The sequence below is a fragment of the Pseudoalteromonas porphyrae genome (assembly GCF_001298125.1).
Classification (GTDB): domain Bacteria; phylum Pseudomonadota; class Gammaproteobacteria; order Enterobacterales; family Alteromonadaceae; genus Pseudoalteromonas; species Pseudoalteromonas neustonica.
The window spans coordinates 116,654-137,455 of sequence record NZ_LHPH01000003.1; the positions used below are offsets into that span (position 1 = coordinate 116,654).

The following is a 20,802-nucleotide window of genomic DNA, read 5'->3' on the forward strand; positions in this document are numbered from 1 at the left end:
CTAGTTTTTTATTCTGTTTATTATTAATATTTAGATTATATCACTAGCCTCACACTAAAAAAAGGTGAGACACACTGGCTTGTCATGAATATAATAGTGGAAAATTTCATTCCGTTCAAACAAGGCAATATTATGATTATCGGTGTACCTAAAGAAATAAAAAACCATGAATACCGTGTAGGTATGGTCCCTGCTAGTGTTCGTGAGTTAGTAAACCACGGCCACCAAGTTTTTGTTGAAACTAATGCTGGTATGGGCATTGGCTTCACTAACGAAGATTACACGCTAGCTGGTGCAGAAATTCTAGCAACAGCAGCTGAAGTTTTCGCAACAGCAGAGATGATTATAAAAGTAAAAGAGCCACAAGCTGTTGAACGTGCGATGCTACGTGAAGACCAAATTCTTTTCACTTATCTGCACCTTGCACCTGATCTTCCACAAACAGAAGACCTAGTAAAGAGTAAAGCAATTTGTATTGCATACGAAACGGTTACTGATTCACGTGGTGGCCTACCTCTTCTTGCGCCTATGAGCGAAGTTGCTGGTCGTATGTCAATTCAAGCAGGCGCACAAGCCCTTGAAAAATCAAACCACGGTCGCGGCATGCTACTTGGTGGTGTACCGGGCGTTGAGCCAGCTAAAGTTGTTGTTATTGGCGGCGGTATGGTTGGTCGTAGCGCAGCGCAAATGGCAGTAGGCCTAGGTGCTGAAGTTGTCGTACTTGATCGTAACATCGATGTACTTCGTGCTCTTGATGCACAGTTTGGTAATAAAGTTAAAGCTATTTACTCAACGGCTGATGCACTTGAAAAACACGTACTTGAGGCTGATCTTGTTATTGGTGGTGTACTTATCCCAGGTGCTGCTGCGCCTAAACTAGTTACTGCTGAGCACATTAAAGCGATGAAGCCTGGTTCTGCTATTGTAGACGTTGCAATCGACCAAGGTGGTTGTATCGCAACATCTAAAGCAACTACGCATGCTGATCCTACATTCATCGTTGATGACGTTGTTCACTACTGTGTTGCTAATATGCCTGGTGCTGTTCCGCGCACATCTACATTTGCACTTAACAATGCAACATTGCCTTTCATCATTAACCTTGCAAATAAAGGTTACAAAAAGGCATTATTAGATGACGCTAACTTCCTTAAAGGTCTTAACGTGATCAAAGGTCAAGTTACTTACAAAGAAGTAGCTGAAGCATTCAACATGGAATACGTTGATCCACGTACAGCTGTTGAAAACGCATAATTAACGCACGTTAATTAGCGTACGTTAATTAGTAAAAAAGCAGCGAATTCGCTGCTTTTTTTATGTCTAAATTTTGCTTTAATTCGCTTTATATAAATCGCTTGATAATAAAATCAACCTTTACACGCTTTGCTTGGCCAAGTATTTTTTTAACTGCTGGCGGGTAGTCGTCCATAGTCTCTAAATCTTCAGCACCGGATAAACGGCGGCAGTGTTTTAATATTTCAGCTCTTTCATTATCAATTGCTGGCATTAAACTTTGCTCTGGATCATCTAATAAAATACCGTTTTCAATGTCTAAACCCCATGCACGCGGGTTTAAATTGTGACCACTGAGTAAATGGTACTTTTGATCAGAGCAAATGCCTTTTAAATGAAACGAGTTGCTTTCGTGTTGCCACAAGTAAACATTTAAATTTCCATTCGTTATATGGCGTTGTTGCGACTTTAAAAATTTATGCAAAATCGTTTCATACAAATACGGTAAAGCACCTATTTTACTAAATGGCTCACTTGGGGGCGTATAAAAATCATTGGCGGTTTTGTCACCCACCACAATTGTTATTTGCTTACCTTGTTTAAGTAAACGCCTTAACGAGCGCATTAACGGTGCTGGAAAGTTAAAATAAGGCGTGTAAAGAACAAGCTCTTTTTCAGTCGTATCAAATAACGACTTTATCGCGCGATTTAATTCGTTATTTCGTCGGCCTAACCCTAAAAATAAGCGTACACCTAATGGTTGTTCGTTATTTTCAGGTCCATGTGCATATGTTGCTTGTTTAAGTGCCCGCATTAATTGCTTTTGCACTACTTTAATGTCGTTAAACTTAGTTAATGGACGCACATCAATACGCGGTACAGCCTCAGAACTTAATAATTCTTGCTCTATAAAATCGACCACAGCATTACATAACGCAAATTGATTAATCAAAAAGTAACGATCAAGCCGATAACGTTCTTCAAATTGTAAATAAACGTTATTGAGACTTGCGCCGCTATATAACAACGTATCATCAATCACAAAACCCTTTAAATGCAGTACCCCAAATAGCTCTTTAGCTTTGACTGGTACGCCATAAATTTGTACATTTGATTGATATTTTTCTTGGTATTCACAATATAAACTTGCGTTACCATCCGATTTAGCCGCGCCAATCAAACCACGTTGAGCACGATGAAAATCCACTAGCACCTTTATTTCTAATACTGGGTTTGCTAATGAAGCGTGGTGCAATGCTTCTAAAATTTCTCGCCCAGCTTCATCATCCTGTAAATAAAGCGCGGTAATATAGATCCGTGTTTTCGCGTTTGCGATCAGATCCAGAAGATTCGAACGATATTCTTGTGCATTGGTTAAGACGTTAACGTCTTTTGAAGTCAACCCAAACGCGGGTTTTTCCTGCCAAAATAACATAGATGCCTATTCACTTAGGTCACGCCAAAACAGCGCAACAAATCAAAATTAGTTAAAACATATCAAAAAAATACAGCGTGGTCATGAATTAACGATGCTTGTTAGGGTAATAATAGATTAATAGTGTACATATCGTACAGAACAGCTATTTTTCACAATCTTAGTACACAATATTTGACAGCTTTGCGATTTATAAAAAAAAATAATCATCGCTTTTATTTACTTCCCCCTTGTTTCTCTTAAAATCGAGCGCATTAATACGCTATTAAACGTTTAGGATAAAAAACATGAGTGAAGCAAAACATTGTAAGTTACTAATTTTAGGATCTGGCCCTGCAGGTTACACCGCAGCCGTTTACGCAGCGCGCGCAAATTTAAACCCTGTATTAATCACAGGCATGCAACAAGGTGGTCAACTTACAACGACAACTGAAGTAGAAAACTGGCCAGGTGATGCTCATGGTTTAACAGGTCCGGCATTAATGGATCGCATGAAAGAACACGCTGAACGTTTTGAAACTGAAATTGTATTTGACCATATTAATAAAGTCGATGTATCTAAGCGCCCGTTTACACTTACTGGTGACCAAGGTACGTACACATGTGACGCGCTAATCATTGCTACAGGCGCATCAGCGAAATACTTAGGCCTAGAGTCTGAAACTAACTTCCAAGGCCGTGGCGTCTCTGCCTGCGCAACATGTGATGGCTTTTTCTATAAAGGTCAAAAAGTTGCGGTTGTAGGCGGTGGTAATACGGCTGTTGAAGAAGCGCTTTACTTGTCAAACATCGCAGACGAAGTTCATGTTATTCATCGCCGTGATAGCTTTCGCAGTGAAAAAATATTAGCTGATCGTCTTGCTGAAAAAGCAGCGAACGGCAACGTGGTATTACATTACAATCGCACACTTGATGAAGTATTAGGCGATCAAATGGGCGTAACTGGCATTCGTATTAAAGATGCGCAATCTGACGCAACTGAAGAACTCGATTTAGCAGGCGTATTTATCGCCATTGGCCATAAACCTAATACTGATATGTTTGTAGGCCAGTTAGAAATGAAGGACGGCTACTTAGTTGTTGAATCAGGTCTTAACGGTAATGCAACGCAAACAAGCGTACCTGGTGTATTTGCTGCAGGTGATGTCTCTGATCACATTTACCGTCAAGCAATTACCTCAGCGGGTACTGGCTGTATGGCTGCATTAGATGCTGAGCGCTTCTTAGATAATCTATAAATATTGGTTTGTATTCTTAAATGCAAGTATTAAGGGCTGATATTTCAGCCCTTTTTTATATTCCCCCTTTGTAATTTTAATCTTGCAGGTTACACTTTTTAATTCGTCTTATTTTTTATTTACTGATGTTATGACTAAACAGCTTTATCAACTCTCCAATAGCCACTTTGAGTTTCCTAACCCAACACATGCACTTGATGATCCCGATGGCTTACTGGCTGTGGGTGGTTGTTTATCTATAGAGCGATTGAAAAATGCATACATACACGGCATTTTCCCATGGTTTAGCGAGTATGAACCTATAATGTGGTGGTCACCAAGTATGCGCGGCATTATTGAGCTGAATGAGTTTCATGTTAGCCGCAGTTTACGGAAACACCTGAAAAAACACCCAGTAAAAGTAACCATTAATACCGCTTTTAATGATGTTATTGAAGCATGTCAACAACAGCGCCAAGATGTTGAAGGAACATGGATCACAAGTGAAATGATCAATGCTTACCAGCAAGCACACCTAGCTGGTGTTGCCCACAGCCTTGAAATATGGATAGATGATGAACTTGTTGGTGGCTTATACGGAATGATGCAAAACGGCGTGTTTTGTGGGGAATCTATGTTTCATCATCAAACTAACTGTTCTAAATTAGCGATGTGGGCTTTAGTGAATTGGCTTAAGCGCCACAACGCACATTTCATTGATTGCCAACTAGAAAACCCTTACTTGCTATCATTGGGGCAAAAAGTCCTACCGCGAAGCGAATTTTTAACTAAACTTAAACAAGCCAGCAGTTTTAAAATACCACCAACGATGTGGCAAGCGCAGGAGCTTATAGCTATTTATGACTGACCATTTACCGGCTCGTTTAGGTTTGAGCCAACAATTTGATTGTAGCTACCTTACTGATAGGCAAGAGCAATTATTAGTGATCCTCGAACCTAGCTGCTACAGCAGTGAAAAATTTGAAGCATTATTAGCACTTGGCTTTCGGCGAAGTGGTGACCAAATTTACCGTCCACACTGCCCTGTTTGCAGTGCGTGTAAGTCAGTAAGAGTATTAGCTCAACAGTTTTCACCGACAAAATCACAAAAACGTAAACTTAATAAGGCAAAAAATCAATTTACAGTGACGTATTCACAACAAGAACGCCTTGAATATTACCCACTTTACAGCAAATATATCACGCAGCGTCATCAAGAGGGTTCAATGTACCCTCCTGAACAATCACAATATCAAAGTTTCTTATTTTGCCAATGGTTACCTATTACGTTTATTGAATTATGGCACCAAGAAAAACTTATCGCTGTGGCCGTAACTGATTGTATGAACAACGCCATTTCAGCTATTTATACTTTTTTTGACCCCGATTTTGAGCATTTTAGTTTAGGCACATTAATGATTTTAGAGCAGATAAAGTTTGCTCAACTACACAATAAAGATTTTGTCTACTTAGGTTACCAAATTGATGAATGCGCTAAAATGCGTTACAAAACTCAATTTTTACCTGCACAAAATAGGGTTGCAGATGAGTGGCTGACTATTTAATTTGCAAAAATAGCTACTGTGGCTTTACTTATTGGAGTATTTTCGGCAGAATCTGCATCGTTTAACTATTAAAGAGGTGTTACGCTAAACATGGCGAAAGAAGACGTAATCGAAATGCAAGGGACGGTCCTTGATACTTTACCAAATACAATGTTCCGAGTTGAGCTTGAAAATGGTCACGTAGTTGTGGCTCATATTTCAGGTAAAATGCGTAAAAACTATATTCGTATTTTAACCGGCGATAAAGTTACTGTAGAAATGACCCCATACGATTTATCGAAAGGTCGCATCGTATTCCGTGCTCGCTAAGTTAGTGCGTTAACGAAATATCAAGTTTTTAGCTAAGTTGTCTAAGTAACTTAGTTACTTACTACATTAGCTTGAAGCGTTTATTAAATGTAATTGAATGCAAGTTGCTGACCATTACATTTAATAAACAAAAAGCCCAGCATTTGCTGGGCTTTTTGTTATCTGCGTTATTACAAACGCTTTTATGCAGGGGTTAAATTCGTTTCATAATCAAAACGAAGTTTTTTATCTTTAAGCGATACTTTCACTGTTCCACCATCAATAAGTGCACCAAATAAAATTTCATTGGCTAGTGGCTTTTTAAGCTGCTCTTGGATCACCCGTCCCATTGGGCGTGCACCCATTGCTTTGTCATAACCTTTATCAGCAAGCCATTCACGCGCTTTAGAAGTAAGCTCAAGGTTAACTGATTTTTTATCCAGTTGTGCTTGAAGCTCAACAATAAATTTATCAACAACCAGTAAGGTTACATCACGGTCTAAATGATTAAACCAAATAATGTTATCTAAACGGTTTCTAAACTCCGGTGAAAATACTTTATTAATTTCGCTCATCGCGTCATGCGAATGATCTTGATCAGTAAAACCAATTGATTTACGCACTGTTTCTTGTACGCCCGCATTAGTGGTCATAACAACAACAACGTTTCTAAAGTCAGCCTTACGTCCATTGTTGTCAGTTAAAGTGCCATGATCCATTACTTGCAACAGAATGTTGTAAATATCAGAATGCGCTTTTTCAATTTCATCAAGCAATACAACTGAGTGTGGATTTTTGATAACAGCTTCGGTTAGTAAGCCACCTTGTTCAAAACCAACATACCCTGGCGGTGCTCCGATCAAACGACTCACGGCATGGCGCTCAACATACTCTGACATATCAAATCGAATAAACTCAACACCCATGCACTTTGCAAGTTGCTTAGTCACTTCTGTTTTACCAACACCCGTCGGGCCTGCAAACAAGAATGAGCCTACCGGTTTATCTTCGCTTGATAAGCCAGAACGAGATAACCGAATTGCCGACGTTAATGCATCAATTGATTGATCTTGTCCAAATACTAACATCTTCAGGTTACGGTCAAGATTTTTTAACGTCTCTTTGTCACTTGATGACACACTTTGTTGTGGAATACGCGCCATTTTGGCAACAATCAATTCTATATCGGCAACACCAATGGTCTTCTTACGTTTAGAGATTGGCTGTAAACGCTGACTCGCGCCCGCTTCATCAATAACATCAATCGCTTTATCTGGTAAATGACGCTCATTAATATATTTAGCACTAAGCTCAGCTGCTGCCTTTAACGCTTTTTGCGTATAGCGAATACCATGGTGCTCTTCATAACGCTCTTTTAGACCATTTAGAATTTTAGTCGTGTCTGCCACGCTTGGTTCAAGTACATCAATTTTTTGGAAACGACGCACTAAAGCACGATCTTTTTCAAAGATATTTTTATACTCGTTATATGTAGTCGACCCCATACAACGTAACTTGCCACTCGAAAGCAGCGGTTTAAGTAGGTTAGATGCGTCCATAACGCCACCAGAGGCTGCGCCGGCACCAATGATGGTATGAATCTCATCTATAAATAAAATCGCGCCAGGCTTTGCTTGAAGCTCTTTTAGTAATGCTTTGAAGCGTTTTTCAAAATCGCCTCGATATTTAGTCCCTGCAAGTAAAGCGCCCATATCTAATGAATATACAACGGCATCTGCAATGACCTCCGGCACTTGTTCATTAACAATCCGATAAGCTAAGCCTTCAGCAATGGCTGTTTTACCAACGCCTGCTTCACCTACGAGTAGCGGATTGTTCTTTTTACGACGACATAAAACTTGAACCGTACGTTCAACCTCACTATCGCGCCCTACAAGCGGATCAATATTCCCTTCACGGGCTTGCACATTTAAATTAGTCGTAAAATTATCTAATTTACTTGGTTCTTCACCTTGTGCACCTTGCACTTCTTCATGAATATCGTCTGACTCTTCACCACCTATTTCATCATCTGATTTAGCTATACCATGTGAAATAAAGTTAACAATATCTAACCGTGAAATATCGCTTTTCTTCAGTAAATAAACCGCTTGGCTTTCTTGCTCAGAAAAAATAGCAACTAATACATTTACGCCTGTTACTTCATTTTTTCCTGATGATTGCACATGAAACACAGCTCGTTGTAAAACACGCTGAAAGCCAAGTGTTGGCTGAGTCTCACGCTCATCTTCCAGATCTGGAATAACGGGTGTTGTTTCATCAATAAATTCTGATAACTCTGTTTTTAGTGCAGCCATATCCACTGCGCATGCGATTAATGCCTCGCCTGCAGAGGGATTATCGATCAGCGCAAGCAATAAATGCTCCACTGTCATGAATTCATGGCGGCGTGTACGCGCTTCACGAAACGCCGCGTTTAAAGTTAGTTCTAAGTCTTTGTTTAGCATTGGCAACCCCTTACTGAGATAAATAAATATACCGTTGTGATGGGTATTCTGATCACCCTACCTTGGTATTATTCCTGCTCACAACTACATAGCAGTGGATGCTCGTTATCACGTGCGTAACGATTAACTTGGTCAACTTTGGAATACGCTACATCGGCTGTATAAACACCGCAAATAGCGCGACCATTCTGATGAACCTGAAGCATCACATCTGTTGCTCTATCGCTATCCATATTAAAAAACGTCGTAAGTACTTCTATTACAAAGTCCATTGGCGTGTAATCATCATTATTTAAAATGACTTTATACTTTCGCGGTGGTTGCAATTTTTGCTTTTCACTATCGCGAACAGTATCTAAAACATCCGAATCTTTCATGCCACTCATAATTAAATATAGTCTTGTCTTTGGAACTCAAGCAAACTTGAATTAAAAATAAATTAAATGTTAAAAAATAGTTTAAAACACTTGACTGATCGGCGAAATAAACTACAGTCAATTGTAGATTGATTAAACCTTAGTCAGTCTATCAAACTATACGGTTTAGAATAACTAAATTAGTCAACTTATAGAAGGATGTAGAAGTATGGCTTGTGGTAAAGTCAAATGGTTCAACAACGCCAAAGGTTTTGGTTTCATCGTGGAAGACGGCTGCGAGAATGACATATTCGCCCATTACTCAACGATTGTAATGGACGGTTATAAAACGCTTAAAGCTGGTCAAGATGTAACATTCGAATTGCAGCAAGGCCCAAAAGGCATGCATGCAACTAATATCGCTCCTAACGAAGAGTTAGTGTAGCTGTATAAATATTCGACTAAAGCGAGCGTTCTGTAAAGATCCTCGCTTAATCCTCCCTACAATTTTTTTCATCAAACGTGTTTTAATGTAAAAATAACCCGATATAGTTAGAAATTAAACGTTCTTAATGAACAAAAACTGCCCTTCCTCTTGAAATTCTTTTTTAATAACCCCATGTCCTATTTGTTATTAGCCCTTTTGTGCCAAGCTTGTTACACTCTTTGTGCTTAAAAACGGCCTTACATAGCTCTTTAAGTGGCAATACCTATGCTAATGGATCATTTAATTGGCTACAAAATTACAGTAAATTTAATACAGTTCGTCAGGTGTGGTTATTTATCACGTCCATTGCATAGTGCAAAGGACTTACAGTATTAACACCTAACAGACTGACTATTGCTCAATCGTGCTTGCATGATAGCGATGGTATTCTTTGCATTGTTGAATATGGCTTTTATGCCTACTATCTAGGAATGATGATGACATCAAAAATTATCTACACTAAAACAGACGAAGCTCCGGCACTAGCAACTTACTCGCTGCTGCCGATCATCCAAGCTTATACTAATGCCGCTGGCGTTGAAGTTGAAACACGTGACATCTCTTTAGCTGGTCGTGTTATTGCTAACTTCCCTGAGTATTTAACGCAAGAACAACGCATTGGCGATGCACTTGCTGAATTAGGTGAGCTTGCTAAAACACCTGAAGCTAACATCATCAAACTGCCTAATATCAGTGCTTCTGTTCCACAATTACGTTCTGTTATCAAAGAACTACAAGAAAAAGGTTATGCACTTCCAGATTACCCTGCTGAACCTAAAACAGACGAAGAAAAAGCAATTCAAGCTACATACGACAAAATCAAAGGTAGCGCAGTAAACCCTGTATTACGTGAAGGTAACTCTGACCGTCGTGCGCCTGGTTCTGTAAAAGAATATGCACGTAATAATCCTCATTCAATGGGCGCATGGAGCAAAGATTCAGCTTCTTATGTAGCTAGTATGAGTGAAGGCGACTTTTTTGGTTCTGAGCAATCAGTAACAGTTGATGCTGCAACAGATGTACGTATTGAACATGTTGCTGCAAATGGTGATGTATCTGTACTTAAGGCAAGCACACCGCTACTAGCTGGCGAAGTAATTGACGCATCTTCAATTAGTGTTGCTAAATTACAAGCATTCTTAGCTGCAGAAATTGAAGTAGCGAAAGAAAAAGGCATCTTGTTTTCATTACATATGAAAGCAACCATGATGAAAGTGTCTGATCCAATCATCTTTGGCCACGCAGTAAAAGTATTCTATAAAGATGTTTTTGCAAAGCACGGTGCTTTATTTGCTGAGCTAGGTGTTGATGTAAACAATGGCCTGGGTGATGTTTACGCTAAAATTCAAACTTTAGATGATGCAAAACGCACTGAAATCGAAGCTGATATTGACGCTGTTTATGCAACTCGCCCTGCAATTGCAATGGTTGATTCTGATCGTGGCATCACTAACCTTCACGTACCAAGTGATGTGATCATCGATGCATCTATGCCTGCAGCTATCCGTTCAAGCGGCCAAATGTGGAATAACGAAGGTAAATTACAAGATACTAGCTTTGTAATTCCTGATCGTTGTTATTCAAGTGTATATCAAGCAACGATTGATTTTTGTAAAGAGCATGGCGCATTTGATCCTACCACTATGGGTAGCGTACCAAACGTAGGCCTAATGGCCCAAAAAGCGGAAGAGTATGGTTCACACGACAAAACGTTTGAAGCACCTGCAAACGGTGTCATTCGTGTTGTAGATACAAATGGCACAACTTTACTTGAGCACAGTGTTGAGCAAGGCGATATCTGGCGCATGTGTCAGGTTAAAGATGCACCAATCCAAGATTGGGTTAAGTTAGCGGTTAACCGCGCACGTGCTACGGGTAACCCTGCAATTTTCTGGCTTGATGAAAACCGTGCACACGATGCGCAAATCATCAAAAAAGTAAATGCATATTTACCAAACCATGATACTTCTGGCCTTGATATCCAAATTTTAGCGCCACTTGAAGCTACGTTATTCTCTCTTGCACGTATTAAAGACGGCCTAGACACTATTTCAGTAACGGGTAACGTACTACGCGATTACCTTACTGATTTATTCCCAATTCTAGAGCTTGGTACAAGCGCTAAAATGCTGTCAATCGTGCCTCTTATGAATGGCGGCGGTTTATTTGAAACTGGCGCGGGTGGTTCTGCACCTAAGCACGTACAACAGTTCGAAAAAGAAAACCACTTACGTTGGGATTCTTTGGGTGAATTTTTAGCACTTGCCGCATCACTTGAGCACCTGAGCACTACAACGGGTAACAACAAAGCACAAGTACTTGCTGATACGCTTGATAAAGCAACAGGAACTTTCCTTGCTGAAAATAAATCGCCTTCGCGTAAAGTGAAAGAAATTGATAACCGTGGTTCTCATTTCTTCTTATCTTTATTCTGGGCGCAAGAGCTTGCTAAGCAAGACGACGACAGTGAACTTAAAGCACAGTTTACTCAAATCGCCAGCGATTTAGAAAGCAATAAAGAGCAAATCATTAATGAACTTAATGACGCACAAGGTCCGGCAGTAAACATCGGTGGTTATTTCCAACCAAATGATGCTGCAGCATTCGAAGCAATGCGTCCAAGCACTACATTTAACGATATATTAGCTAAATTAATATAAGTATCGGTTAAAATTAAAAAAGGCGTTCACTGTTAAAGTGAGCGCCTTTTTTGTGCCTAATACAAAGATCCATCTTTTTCAATACCGACTCAAATTATTCCAATTCTCTTAATTATGAGATCTATTTTGTGGCAAAAAAACCTTGTCGATAACAAGGCAAAAATATCGTCATTTAGTTGTTCTAAATAAGAAATTTTTAACGCCGTTAGCGTCAGGTTTGATACCTCAAAATGACTTAGTATTATTGCGGATTGAAATTAACTTCAGTAAAGTTTAGCACCAAACTCACCAATGAGTTCATGCAACGTAAGAGACCCTAGACATAGAAGCACCAGTCAGTATTAATTAATAGCTGACTGGCACTGAATTTGAATTCAAGATTGGTTTCCTAGCAAAATATCACTTTACAGCTTGGATCTTCGCTTGTTCTTGCTGACTCGCCATGAATTCATTAAATGTACCGTGGAAATTCACAACTTCTTTATCACGAATATCGATAATACGAGTCGCCAATGACGATACAAACTCACGGTCATGGCTTACAAAAATCAATGTGCCTTCGAAGCCTTTTAATGCATTGTTTAGCGCTTCAATAGCTTCCATATCCATGTGGTTGGTTGGCTCATCCATTATCAACACATTTACGTCTTGCATCATTAGTTTGCCAAATAATAAACGGTTTTTCTCACCACCCGAACAGTTTTTAGCTTTCTTGTTAGAATCATCAGCAGTAAACAACAACCGCCCTAACATGCCGCGTACCATTAAGTCATTATGTTTGGCCGTACGCCATTGTGACATCCAATCAAATAAAGTTAAGTCATTATCAAAGTCTTTACTGCTATCTTGAGGGCAATAGCCTACAGATGCGTTTTCTGACCATTTAACCACGCCATGATTCGCTTCAAGCTCCCCCACTAAACAGCGAATGAAGGTTGATTTACCAACACCGTTTTCGCCGATGATGGCTAGTTTAGAACCAGCTTCTAAAATTAGCTCACCATTTTCAAACAGTACTTCGCCATCAAAACCATGACCAAAATCTTCTAAAATCAATGCTTGGCGGTGCATCTTTTTACCTTCATCAAAATACAGTGAAGGTGCCATGCGGCTAGATGATTTCACTTCATCTAAGCTAATTTTATCCATACGCTTTGCACGTGAACTCGCTTGTTTAGCTTTTGATGCGTTGGCACCAAAACGATTTACGAAATCTTGTAGCTCTTCAATCTCAGATTGCTTTTTGGCATTACCAGCGAGTAACTGATCACGAATAAGTGTTGATGCTTCAATGAATTTCTCATAGTTACCAGGGTAAATACGCAGTTCACCGTAATCAATATCGGCCATATGAGTACATACTGCATTTAAAAAATAACGGTCATGAGAAATAATAATCATGGTACATTTACGTTGGTTAAGTTCATGCTCTAACCAGCTGATTGTGTGGATGTCCAAGTTATTGGTTGGCTCATCCAGTAATAATATATCTGGATTTGCAAATAAAGCCTGCGCTAATAACACACGTAATTTCCAGCCAGGGGCGACTTGTGACATTAGACCAAAATGAAACTCTTCTTCTATACCTGCTTTTAATAAAATGTCACCTGCACGACTTTCCGCGCTGTAACCATCCATCTCTGCAAAAATACTTTCAAGCTCAGCAACTTTCATACCATCGGCTTCACTCATTTCGGGCAATGAATAAATACGGTCACGTTCTTGTTTAATTTCCCACAGTGCAACGTCACCCATGATCACGGTATCAACCACTGAGTATTGCTCAAAAGCAAACTGATCTTGGCTCAAGTTACCTACTTTCAGACCTGGTCCAATTGACACATTACCTGATGTTGGAGCTAATGAACCATTTAGGATTTTCATAAAGGTCGACTTACCGCACCCATTTGCGCCAATTAGGCCATAACGATTGCCGTTACTAAATTTAGCAGAGATGTTTTCAAATAATGGTTCAGCACCAAACTGCATGGTGATATTAGCGGTAGAGATCAAGATGAATTTCCTAAGCACGTACTGTAGAGCACGCTATTTTTTATTTCAAAAAAAGCAGCCCTGACAATAGTCGGTGCGATTATACGGTATAAAGAGGACGCGAATTATACAGACGGCTAGCCCCACCTGTCGAGCACTGTCTGGGTTTGTATGCATTTTATTACGTTACTTTACGCTTATCTCGTAATTTACAGGGAAAGTACTCGTGGGTTTGCCCATAAAACCTCGTTTATAAATGCGAATGAAGCCACGCACCTTGGGTTTCACCGTGGTTTGTTTTTACATCATACGCAGCACTTGCTTTATTCAATTGTTCCACAATCTTATACGCTACAGTATTAGCATCATCAGATAAGGTCTTACAATCACGCTGAGGGCGCATGCTTTTTAGCGCATCCTCTATTTTTGAAGCAAAAGTAATAGCTAACTCACCGTGACCTTGTTCATGCAGAAGTAGCTTTGAATACCACGGTGCCCATACTGTGTTTACTTGCTGGCTATCAGAATCGAGTTCTGGCATTGTGTATTTAAGTTGTAATATTGTTTTTACACGCACTAACCGGCATCGCTTCGCTGTTTTTTCCCAATTAAAGCGCCACCGTATGTCAAAACGTGTATAACCATGAAAAACCTTCCCGTTTTCTCTTATTGGCGATGCATGATTAACCGACTCAAGCAGTTTTTCTTTACTTGAGACTTTGACTTTATAGTAAGTCGTATCTTGTTCTATTACCTGTTCAGCTATTACTATAGGTGTAAATAAAAAGATTAAACTCAATATTATCAATCTCATACTACTATTTCCTTGTTAAATTTTTTAGCAAAAGAGATTGCTCAGGTTTTAATCTATCGGCATAGTTCAATTCTTTGCGATTCAAGTAACTTAAAATTATCAACGGGTTTTCACCCAGCCTATGCTTAACAAGTACCTGTTCCCTTTTACTATTTTAGATACTTGATGCTCCGATACATCAGGTCGAAAAAACTTGATTCGTTTAGTTTCAAATAGTGGTTTTTTACAAATAAAGTCTCCGCCTTGCTCTGCATTTTTTAAAATAATATTTAATCTATAGTGCCTACCACATTTAACTTTATCCGTATGAGGGGCTATCTCACTACCTTGTGGAAATTTAAGTAAGTAGGTATCAAACTTAATTGGCCACAACGCACCACATAGTAACATTTTGTCATAACCTGATTGCTGTCTACCGCGCTCCCATCTAAATAACCTGTTTAAAATAGACATATTCAACCCCCTTTATTATTTATTGCTGGGAAATTTCATAATACCAATTGTAGAACTAGTAATTTATCATAACGATAAGAAAATGATTACGTTTTAACTAAAGTGGGTATAACACTGCTTGCAGGCTTTAGTCATTGAATAATATAACTTGCCTGTTCTTGTGATGATGCTGACAATAAAAACTCGCTATTGATAAGCTCTTGGCCCTGCGTCTTGTAAAAAATAATTAATTCTGTGTTTCCCATGAATGAACCAAAAAGTAAAAGGAGCCAAACGGGCTCCTCTTAATCAAACTATGCTTTCACTAAAGTCTTAATAAGCAACTAAACGTAAGCCCAATAGAGCCAACATAACCAAATTGGCTCCCACTGCGGCTAAGAAGAAGTAACTACGTGGGCTGGGATTCTTTTCTGTTGCAATGCTATAGTAAAATACCATATGTAAAATACGGGCTACAACGTACACCCAAATACACATTGCAAAGATGGCACTGTGATACCCAATAATAAAAGAAAAAAGCACCGTCCCTAAAAATAAAGGGCTATTTTCAAGCGTGTTATGAAATGTACGATGCGCTCTAAAAATGAAGCTTTCGTGGCTTAGGGTATCATCAATTTTCCCTGGTATCGCATTTGGCTTGCTTGCTTTACTAAACGTTGCAATAGCCCATTGGATAAACAACATAATCAAATAGAGATAAAGCGCATAATAAGCCGATAAGGTAAGTTCAGTCATCAATATTCCTTTTTAGTCTTTGTACTTTAAGTAAAGCAAAACACAAGCCAATTATAACTGCATGATTTTAAATGCATTATATTTTTACGGCGCAATTTTTTGTAAATCTGAGTTGATACTTTATAAAAGCTACATGGTTAACCTTAAATACATACCCAAGCCACCTCAAGATGCAGTTTCAGTTGGAATTAAAAGCGATTTAGACAAGGCATTGATTGCAAATAATGGTTGTTCCCTTGTTAAAATCATTCCCTTATTAAAGTAACGCAGTATAAATCGCTTTTAAACCAACCCGTTGGGCGTTCCACAGGCGCTTACTCTCATCGTTGTTACTTCTTAAAAGGGACTGCCATTATTGCAAAGTAACGCCTTGATATTAAACACCTGTGAAACGCTGAAGTCTGTATCTTGAGGTGGTTTGGGTATATAGCCTATACTTTTGAAAATTTAGTAATTATTTTATATTTTAAATCATTACGTTAGTCAGTTTTTTAAGCCGTGTTTAAGCTAATTATTTATATTTCACATTTATACTTTCTGTAATAGCATCAGCAAAAACTATAACTGGCCCCTTTATCAATCATGCTAGGGCGTGTTGACCTTTCGTGATTGATTTTGCAGCAGTCTATTTGGTATTTAGGCAAGCCAGCGCCTATGCTGTGTGGTTGCTCCCCATAAATAGGCGATAACGCAGTATAAATGCCAAATATGCGCTGCCCAAAGGGTTTTTCCTAGGGGCGATTAACTCTTTGTTGCATACACGGACGTAGATAAGGGGCGTGAGCAGGACGCGGAAGCTTTGCTCGATTTTTACTTATTCTCACATGGGTGTGAGCCAGTAGAATAACGCAGGAGCAGTTATCGAGCCCGCTAGGTTACAAACTTCGCGCCGCGATTAAATCGCCCCTAGATTGAGCAAATTTCAATCCACAAAGGTCAACACGCCCTACCTAGTATCCATAAAATTTTAATAAATAGCCTAAACCTCACCGTTAGTTATAAAAATGCCTGATAATGTGATGGTTTGTGTTACTTTTATTGTTTGTGGTACATGCCACTAACACATTAGGAACTCATTTTATGGATCTTTTTCTTTGGCTTGGTATCGTTTTTTGCATTTCGCAATCAGCCATATTTTCAGGTCTAAATTTAGCTTTTTTCTCTTTGAGTCGTTTACAACTCGAAGTAGAGTCAACAAAAGGTAATAAAGATGCGAAAAAAATACTCGCATTGAGAGGTGACTCAAACTTCCTTTTAACCACTATTTTATGGGGTAATGTGGGTATCAATGTTTTATTGACCCTATTATCTGATTCTGCTTTAGCAGGTATCAGCGCCTTTTTATTCTCCACAATTGCAATCACCATTATTGGTGAAATTATTCCCCAAGCCTATTTTTCAAGAAACGCACTAAAAATGGGAAGTTTATTGTCCCCGGTAATCCGCTTTTATCAAATATTGTTTTATCCCGTTGCAAAGCCAACGGCTATTATATTAGATCTATGGCTAGGTAAAGAAGGCATTACCTACCTCGCTGAAAGCGAACTAAGCAGTATTATCAGAAAACACATTGAAGCCGAAGGTACCGATATTAATCATGTCGAAGGGATTGGCGCACTTAACTTCTTTAAACTAGATACCATAACCGTTGCTGATGAAGGCGAGTTAATTGATCCTGATTCAATTATCGCGCTAAAAACAAAAATGGATTTACCGATTATTCCTGATATCACAAATTCAGCAGAAGATCCCTTTTTAAAAAGTATTAATAAATCGGGTCATCGTTGGGTGGTAATCACCAATTTAGATGATGAACCTTTGCTGGTCGTGGATGCTGATGGTTTATTAAGAGCTGCCTTGTTTGAGTTTGATAGCTTAGACGCGTATCGTTTTTGTCACCGCCCTATTATTATTACTGATGATAAAACCAGTTTAAGTGACGCTGTGATAAAAATGAAAATGAGTCAATCGGTGGATAAAGCATTCGATGGTGCTATTGATCAAGATGTGTTGCTTGTTTGGGGAACTACAAACCGTATCATAACTGGCGCTGATATTTACGGCCGACTACTAAAGGGCATGCAGCCTCCTGAACTATTGTTACCCGCACAAAAACCAAACGTACAATAAACATAAATAAGCGAGCAGACGACTTATAGGCACTGGTTTTAATCAGTGCCTATAAGTGGTTTAACTACCACTTAAAAAAGTGATGCATTCAACCAAAGATGTACCATGATACTTGCGCCATAACCTAAAGCGATAACAGGTGTCCACTTTAAGTGCCCAAAAAATGTATAGTAACCGCGCGCTTGCCCCATTAAAGCAACCCCCGCCGCAGAGCCTATCGACAATAAACTACCACCTACACCTGCTGTAAGAGTGATCAAAAGCCACTGCCCGTGTGACATATCAGGCTCCATAGATAGTACCGCAAACATCACAGGTATATTATCAATGACTGCCGAGATAACACCAAGAAACACATTAGCTGTTGTTGTAGACCAGCTACCATATAGCATTTCAGACATTAGATTTAAGTAGCCTAGAAAGCCTAAACCACCTACACACATTACAATTCCGTAAAAGAACAATAAAGTATCCCACTCGGCACGTGACACTTTACTAAACACATCAAATGGTACAACACTGCCAAGTTTGGCTAACCTGTCTTTATCACCTAGCTGCTCCGCATGCGCTTTTTTGCGAGCAAGAGAACCAGGTAATGTCATTCTTAAAAAGTAACCAAAAAACTGTAAATACCCTAATCCCATCATCATGCCAAGCACTGGAGGCAAATGTAAAAAACTATGACACGCAACGGCTGTAGCTATTGTTAATAAGAATAAAACCAAAATTCTAACTGCACCACGCTTAAGCTCAACTTCTTCGTACTTCGCGGTGGGTTGCTTATCAGCAACATAAAAGCTCATTATTGCCGCAGGGACAAGGTAGTTCACTAACGAGGGTAAAAATAAGACTAAAAATTCATTAAAATGGACTAACCCAGCCTGCCAGACCATTAACGTGGTTATATCGCCAAACGGGCTAAATGCCCCACCCGCATTGGCTGCAATCACAATATTTATACAGCTGAGGTTAATAAATGGTTTATCACCTTCAGCCACTTTCATTACTACCGCGCACATTAGTAACGCCGTTGTCAGGTTATCTGCAATCGGTGATATAAAGAACGCTAGAAATCCGGTGATCCAAAATAAATTTTTATAATTAAATCCTTTACGTATCATCCAAGAGCGTAAAGCGTCGAACACACCTCGTTCTTCCAGTGCGTTGATATACGTCATCGCCACCAGTAAAAATAGCATTAGCTCAGCAAACTCAAGTAAGTTGTGTCTAAATGCGACTTCCGTAATACCAGGGATATCATGGTTTACATAGTATGCGCCAATCAATATCCAGATTAATCCCGCTGCAACGAGTACTGGTTTAGATTTTCTTAAATGTAGTTTTTCTTCGAGCATAACCACTGCATAAGCAATACAAAATATAATAATGCAAAGTAACCCAATATTAGATGTTGTTAGGTCTAATTGCCCGTCTGCCGCCCACGCAGGGGAGCAAAATAACAATAAAACCACACTCAAAAGGTTAAATCCTCGTAACAAAGTATTCACGTAACACGTCCTGTTTTAATTTCAAAAGCTATTTTTTTAATACGCATTGATCAATTCATATATTTTTATTTATCATTCTTATGATTGATCAATTGTTATAAAAAAGTTGAAATAAGGTATCACAATAAAATGGCGTGGCAATTATACTCAAGTCTAAATTTGCATTAATAACAGCGATATTACTGAGCGCAACGGTGGGTAGAACAAGTGGGGATAAACATTAAATTAAACATTAATGATAGCTCTCTAATACATAAAAATTTCCTCTCGCGCTATTTTATAGACTCACTAATAAATCAATAATTATGAGGCTCTGCAAACTTAGAAGAATATACTATACGTATAATATATACCGAGGTGAGTGTCGTTGGAATTAAAGCTATTTAGACAAGGCATTGATTGCAGAGAATGGTTATTCCTTTATTAAAATCAATAACGCAGTATAAATTTTTTTAAACCAAGCTCTTGGGCGTTTCACAGGGACTTACTCTCTGCGTTGTTACTTCTTAAAATGGACAGCCATTTTTTCAAAGTAACATTTTGATATTAAGCCCTTGTAAAACGCTGAATTCTGCACCTTGAGCTGGTTTGGATATACAACGCGCAACCTATTCAATTCTAGTTATACCCAGCCACGACTATGCTAATCTAGTTTATTCAATTCTTTTTCGTAACCAATAATCAAGGCTTACAAAACGCCCACCCCCCGTAAAAAATAAGCTTAATAGCATGGCAAAATAGATCGCAGAAAATTCGATGCCATTATTTAAAATTGATGGTTTGCCTTTTTCATATAAATAATCAGGAAAGCCATGCTCTTCGACTAATCCACGAATTTTTTCAATACGATCTTTCACTTCAAGAGAGTTATCTAAGCTTTCTTTAGCACCGGGAATAGCTAACCAATCAAGCACTTGTGCCGCACTTGTCTCCGGGTTTGTTGGCGCAATAGCAAACCAGCCGTTATGCCAATGCACACTCGTTGCTGCAACAACCATGGTAAACATCAGTGGAATAGCAACTAAACGTGTTAATAAACCAACTAACAAAAGCCATCCACCCAAGAACTCACTCCAACCGGCTAAAAATGCGAGCAAATCTGGAAATGGCAAGCCTAAACCCCAGTCAGGATTACCAAACCATGCGACGACATCGGGTGAAGCTAAAAATAATTCAAAAAAACCTGACGTATCACCACTAATTGCAAGTTTGTTATACCCAGCAATGATCATCACAGGCGCAAGAATAAGCCTAAAAAGTAATGCAGGAGCGCCATCTAAAACGGCAAGTTTAGTAAAGATAGAGTGGTATAAAGATATGATTTTATTTTTCATTTCAGTCCTTCTCAAAACGTTTAAGTTAGTTATAGTCTATAAATCACTTAGACCGCCATGAGCAGTTGCTTATTTCAACCAACAACCAGAAAAATATAAATTAACATTCAAGTGCAATAAGGTGTGC

Annotated in this window: 17 protein-coding genes; 8 read left to right on the top strand and 9 right to left on the bottom strand. The window is 39.0% G+C overall.

Annotated elements, in window-relative coordinates; translation table 11 throughout:
- Positions 1 to 132: 132 nt before the first annotated feature.
- Positions 133 to 1,254, top strand: coding sequence for an alanine dehydrogenase (gene ald / locus ADS77_RS03730; RefSeq protein WP_054204678.1), 1,122 nt, complete (start codon positions 133 to 135; stop codon positions 1,252 to 1,254).
- 88 nt (positions 1,255 to 1,342) lie between these two features.
- Here ald and pssA read toward each other — a convergent pair whose 3' ends face one another.
- Positions 1,343 to 2,668, bottom strand: a complete 1,326-nt coding sequence (pssA, locus tag ADS77_RS03735; RefSeq protein WP_054453054.1) for a CDP-diacylglycerol--serine O-phosphatidyltransferase — start codon at positions 2,666 to 2,668, stop codon at positions 1,343 to 1,345.
- Between the two features lie 287 nt (positions 2,669 to 2,955).
- Between pssA and trxB the strand changes: the two genes are divergently transcribed.
- The 4 genes from trxB to infA all read left to right on the top strand — a co-directional run bounded on the left by trxB (position 2,956) and on the right by infA (position 5,759).
- Positions 2,956 to 3,906 (top strand): thioredoxin-disulfide reductase, encoded by a 951-nt coding sequence (gene trxB / locus ADS77_RS03740; RefSeq protein ID WP_054204680.1) that lies wholly within the window; start codon positions 2,956 to 2,958, stop codon positions 3,904 to 3,906.
- Positions 3,907 to 4,036: 130 nt separating this feature from the next.
- Positions 4,037 to 4,753, top strand: coding sequence for a leucyl/phenylalanyl-tRNA--protein transferase (gene aat, locus ADS77_RS03745; protein ID WP_054204681.1), 717 nt, complete (start codon positions 4,037 to 4,039; stop codon positions 4,751 to 4,753).
- On the top strand, positions 4,746 to 5,450 hold the full coding sequence (locus tag ADS77_RS03750) for an arginyltransferase (protein ID WP_054453055.1): 705 nt from the start codon (positions 4,746 to 4,748) through the stop codon (positions 5,448 to 5,450). The genes aat and ADS77_RS03750 overlap by 8 nt, the downstream gene beginning before the upstream one ends.
- A gap of 90 nt (positions 5,451 to 5,540) precedes the next feature.
- The gene (gene infA / locus ADS77_RS03755; RefSeq protein ID WP_002962494.1) at positions 5,541 to 5,759 is read left to right on the top strand and encodes a translation initiation factor IF-1; all 219 of its coding nucleotides are present in this window, start codon (positions 5,541 to 5,543) and stop codon (positions 5,757 to 5,759) included.
- Positions 5,760 to 5,941: 182 nt separating this feature from the next.
- Here infA and clpA read toward each other — a convergent pair whose 3' ends face one another.
- On the bottom strand, positions 5,942 to 8,206 hold the full coding sequence (clpA, locus tag ADS77_RS03760; protein ID WP_054204683.1) for an ATP-dependent Clp protease ATP-binding subunit ClpA: 2,265 nt from the start codon (positions 8,204 to 8,206) through the stop codon (positions 5,942 to 5,944).
- A 68-nt stretch (positions 8,207 to 8,274) separates the two neighbouring features.
- Entirely contained in the window at positions 8,275 to 8,583 is a 309-nt protein-coding gene (gene clpS, locus ADS77_RS03765; RefSeq protein WP_170173927.1) for an ATP-dependent Clp protease adapter ClpS, read from the bottom strand.
- 208 nt (positions 8,584 to 8,791) lie between these two features.
- Here clpS and cspD point away from each other — a divergent pair, with 208 nt between their 5' ends.
- Both cspD and ADS77_RS03775 read left to right on the top strand, forming a co-directional pair.
- Positions 8,792 to 9,007, top strand: coding sequence for a cold shock domain-containing protein CspD (cspD, locus tag ADS77_RS03770; RefSeq protein WP_054204685.1), 216 nt, complete (start codon positions 8,792 to 8,794; stop codon positions 9,005 to 9,007).
- Between the two features lie 479 nt (positions 9,008 to 9,486).
- A complete protein-coding gene (locus tag ADS77_RS03775; RefSeq protein ID WP_054204686.1) occupies positions 9,487 to 11,709 on the top strand; it encodes an NADP-dependent isocitrate dehydrogenase in 2,223 nt (740 codons plus the stop codon).
- 399 nt (positions 11,710 to 12,108) lie between these two features.
- On the opposite strand, the gene ADS77_RS03780 is transcribed toward ADS77_RS03775, so the two are convergent.
- From ADS77_RS03780 to ADS77_RS03795, 4 genes are all read right to left on the bottom strand, one after another.
- Complete coding sequence (locus ADS77_RS03780; protein ID WP_054204687.1) at positions 12,109 to 13,722, bottom strand: ABC-F family ATPase; 1,614 nt, start codon at positions 13,720 to 13,722, stop codon at positions 12,109 to 12,111.
- A gap of 229 nt (positions 13,723 to 13,951) precedes the next feature.
- Entirely contained in the window at positions 13,952 to 14,515 is a 564-nt protein-coding gene (locus ADS77_RS03785) for a DUF922 domain-containing Zn-dependent protease (RefSeq protein WP_054204688.1), read from the bottom strand.
- Between the two features lie 99 nt (positions 14,516 to 14,614).
- Positions 14,615 to 14,968 (bottom strand): hypothetical protein, encoded by a 354-nt coding sequence (locus tag ADS77_RS03790; RefSeq protein WP_054204689.1) that lies wholly within the window; start codon positions 14,966 to 14,968, stop codon positions 14,615 to 14,617.
- A gap of 312 nt (positions 14,969 to 15,280) precedes the next feature.
- Positions 15,281 to 15,703, bottom strand: a complete 423-nt coding sequence (locus tag ADS77_RS03795; RefSeq protein ID WP_054204690.1) for an MAPEG family protein — start codon at positions 15,701 to 15,703, stop codon at positions 15,281 to 15,283.
- Between the two features lie 1,080 nt (positions 15,704 to 16,783).
- Here ADS77_RS03795 and ADS77_RS03805 point away from each other — a divergent pair.
- On the top strand, positions 16,784 to 17,833 hold the full coding sequence (locus tag ADS77_RS03805) for a DUF21 domain-containing protein (protein WP_054453057.1): 1,050 nt from the start codon (positions 16,784 to 16,786) through the stop codon (positions 17,831 to 17,833).
- A gap of 71 nt (positions 17,834 to 17,904) precedes the next feature.
- On the opposite strand, the gene nhaD is transcribed toward ADS77_RS03805, so the two are convergent.
- Positions 17,905 to 19,311: a sodium:proton antiporter NhaD gene (gene nhaD, locus ADS77_RS03810; protein WP_231659005.1), complete on the bottom strand. Its 1,407-nt coding sequence runs from the start codon at positions 19,309 to 19,311 to the stop codon at positions 17,905 to 17,907.
- Positions 19,312 to 19,994: 683 nt separating this feature from the next.
- Entirely contained in the window at positions 19,995 to 20,675 is a 681-nt protein-coding gene (locus ADS77_RS03815; protein ID WP_054204694.1) for a DoxX family protein, read from the bottom strand.
- Between the last annotated feature and the right edge of the window lie 127 nt (positions 20,676 to 20,802).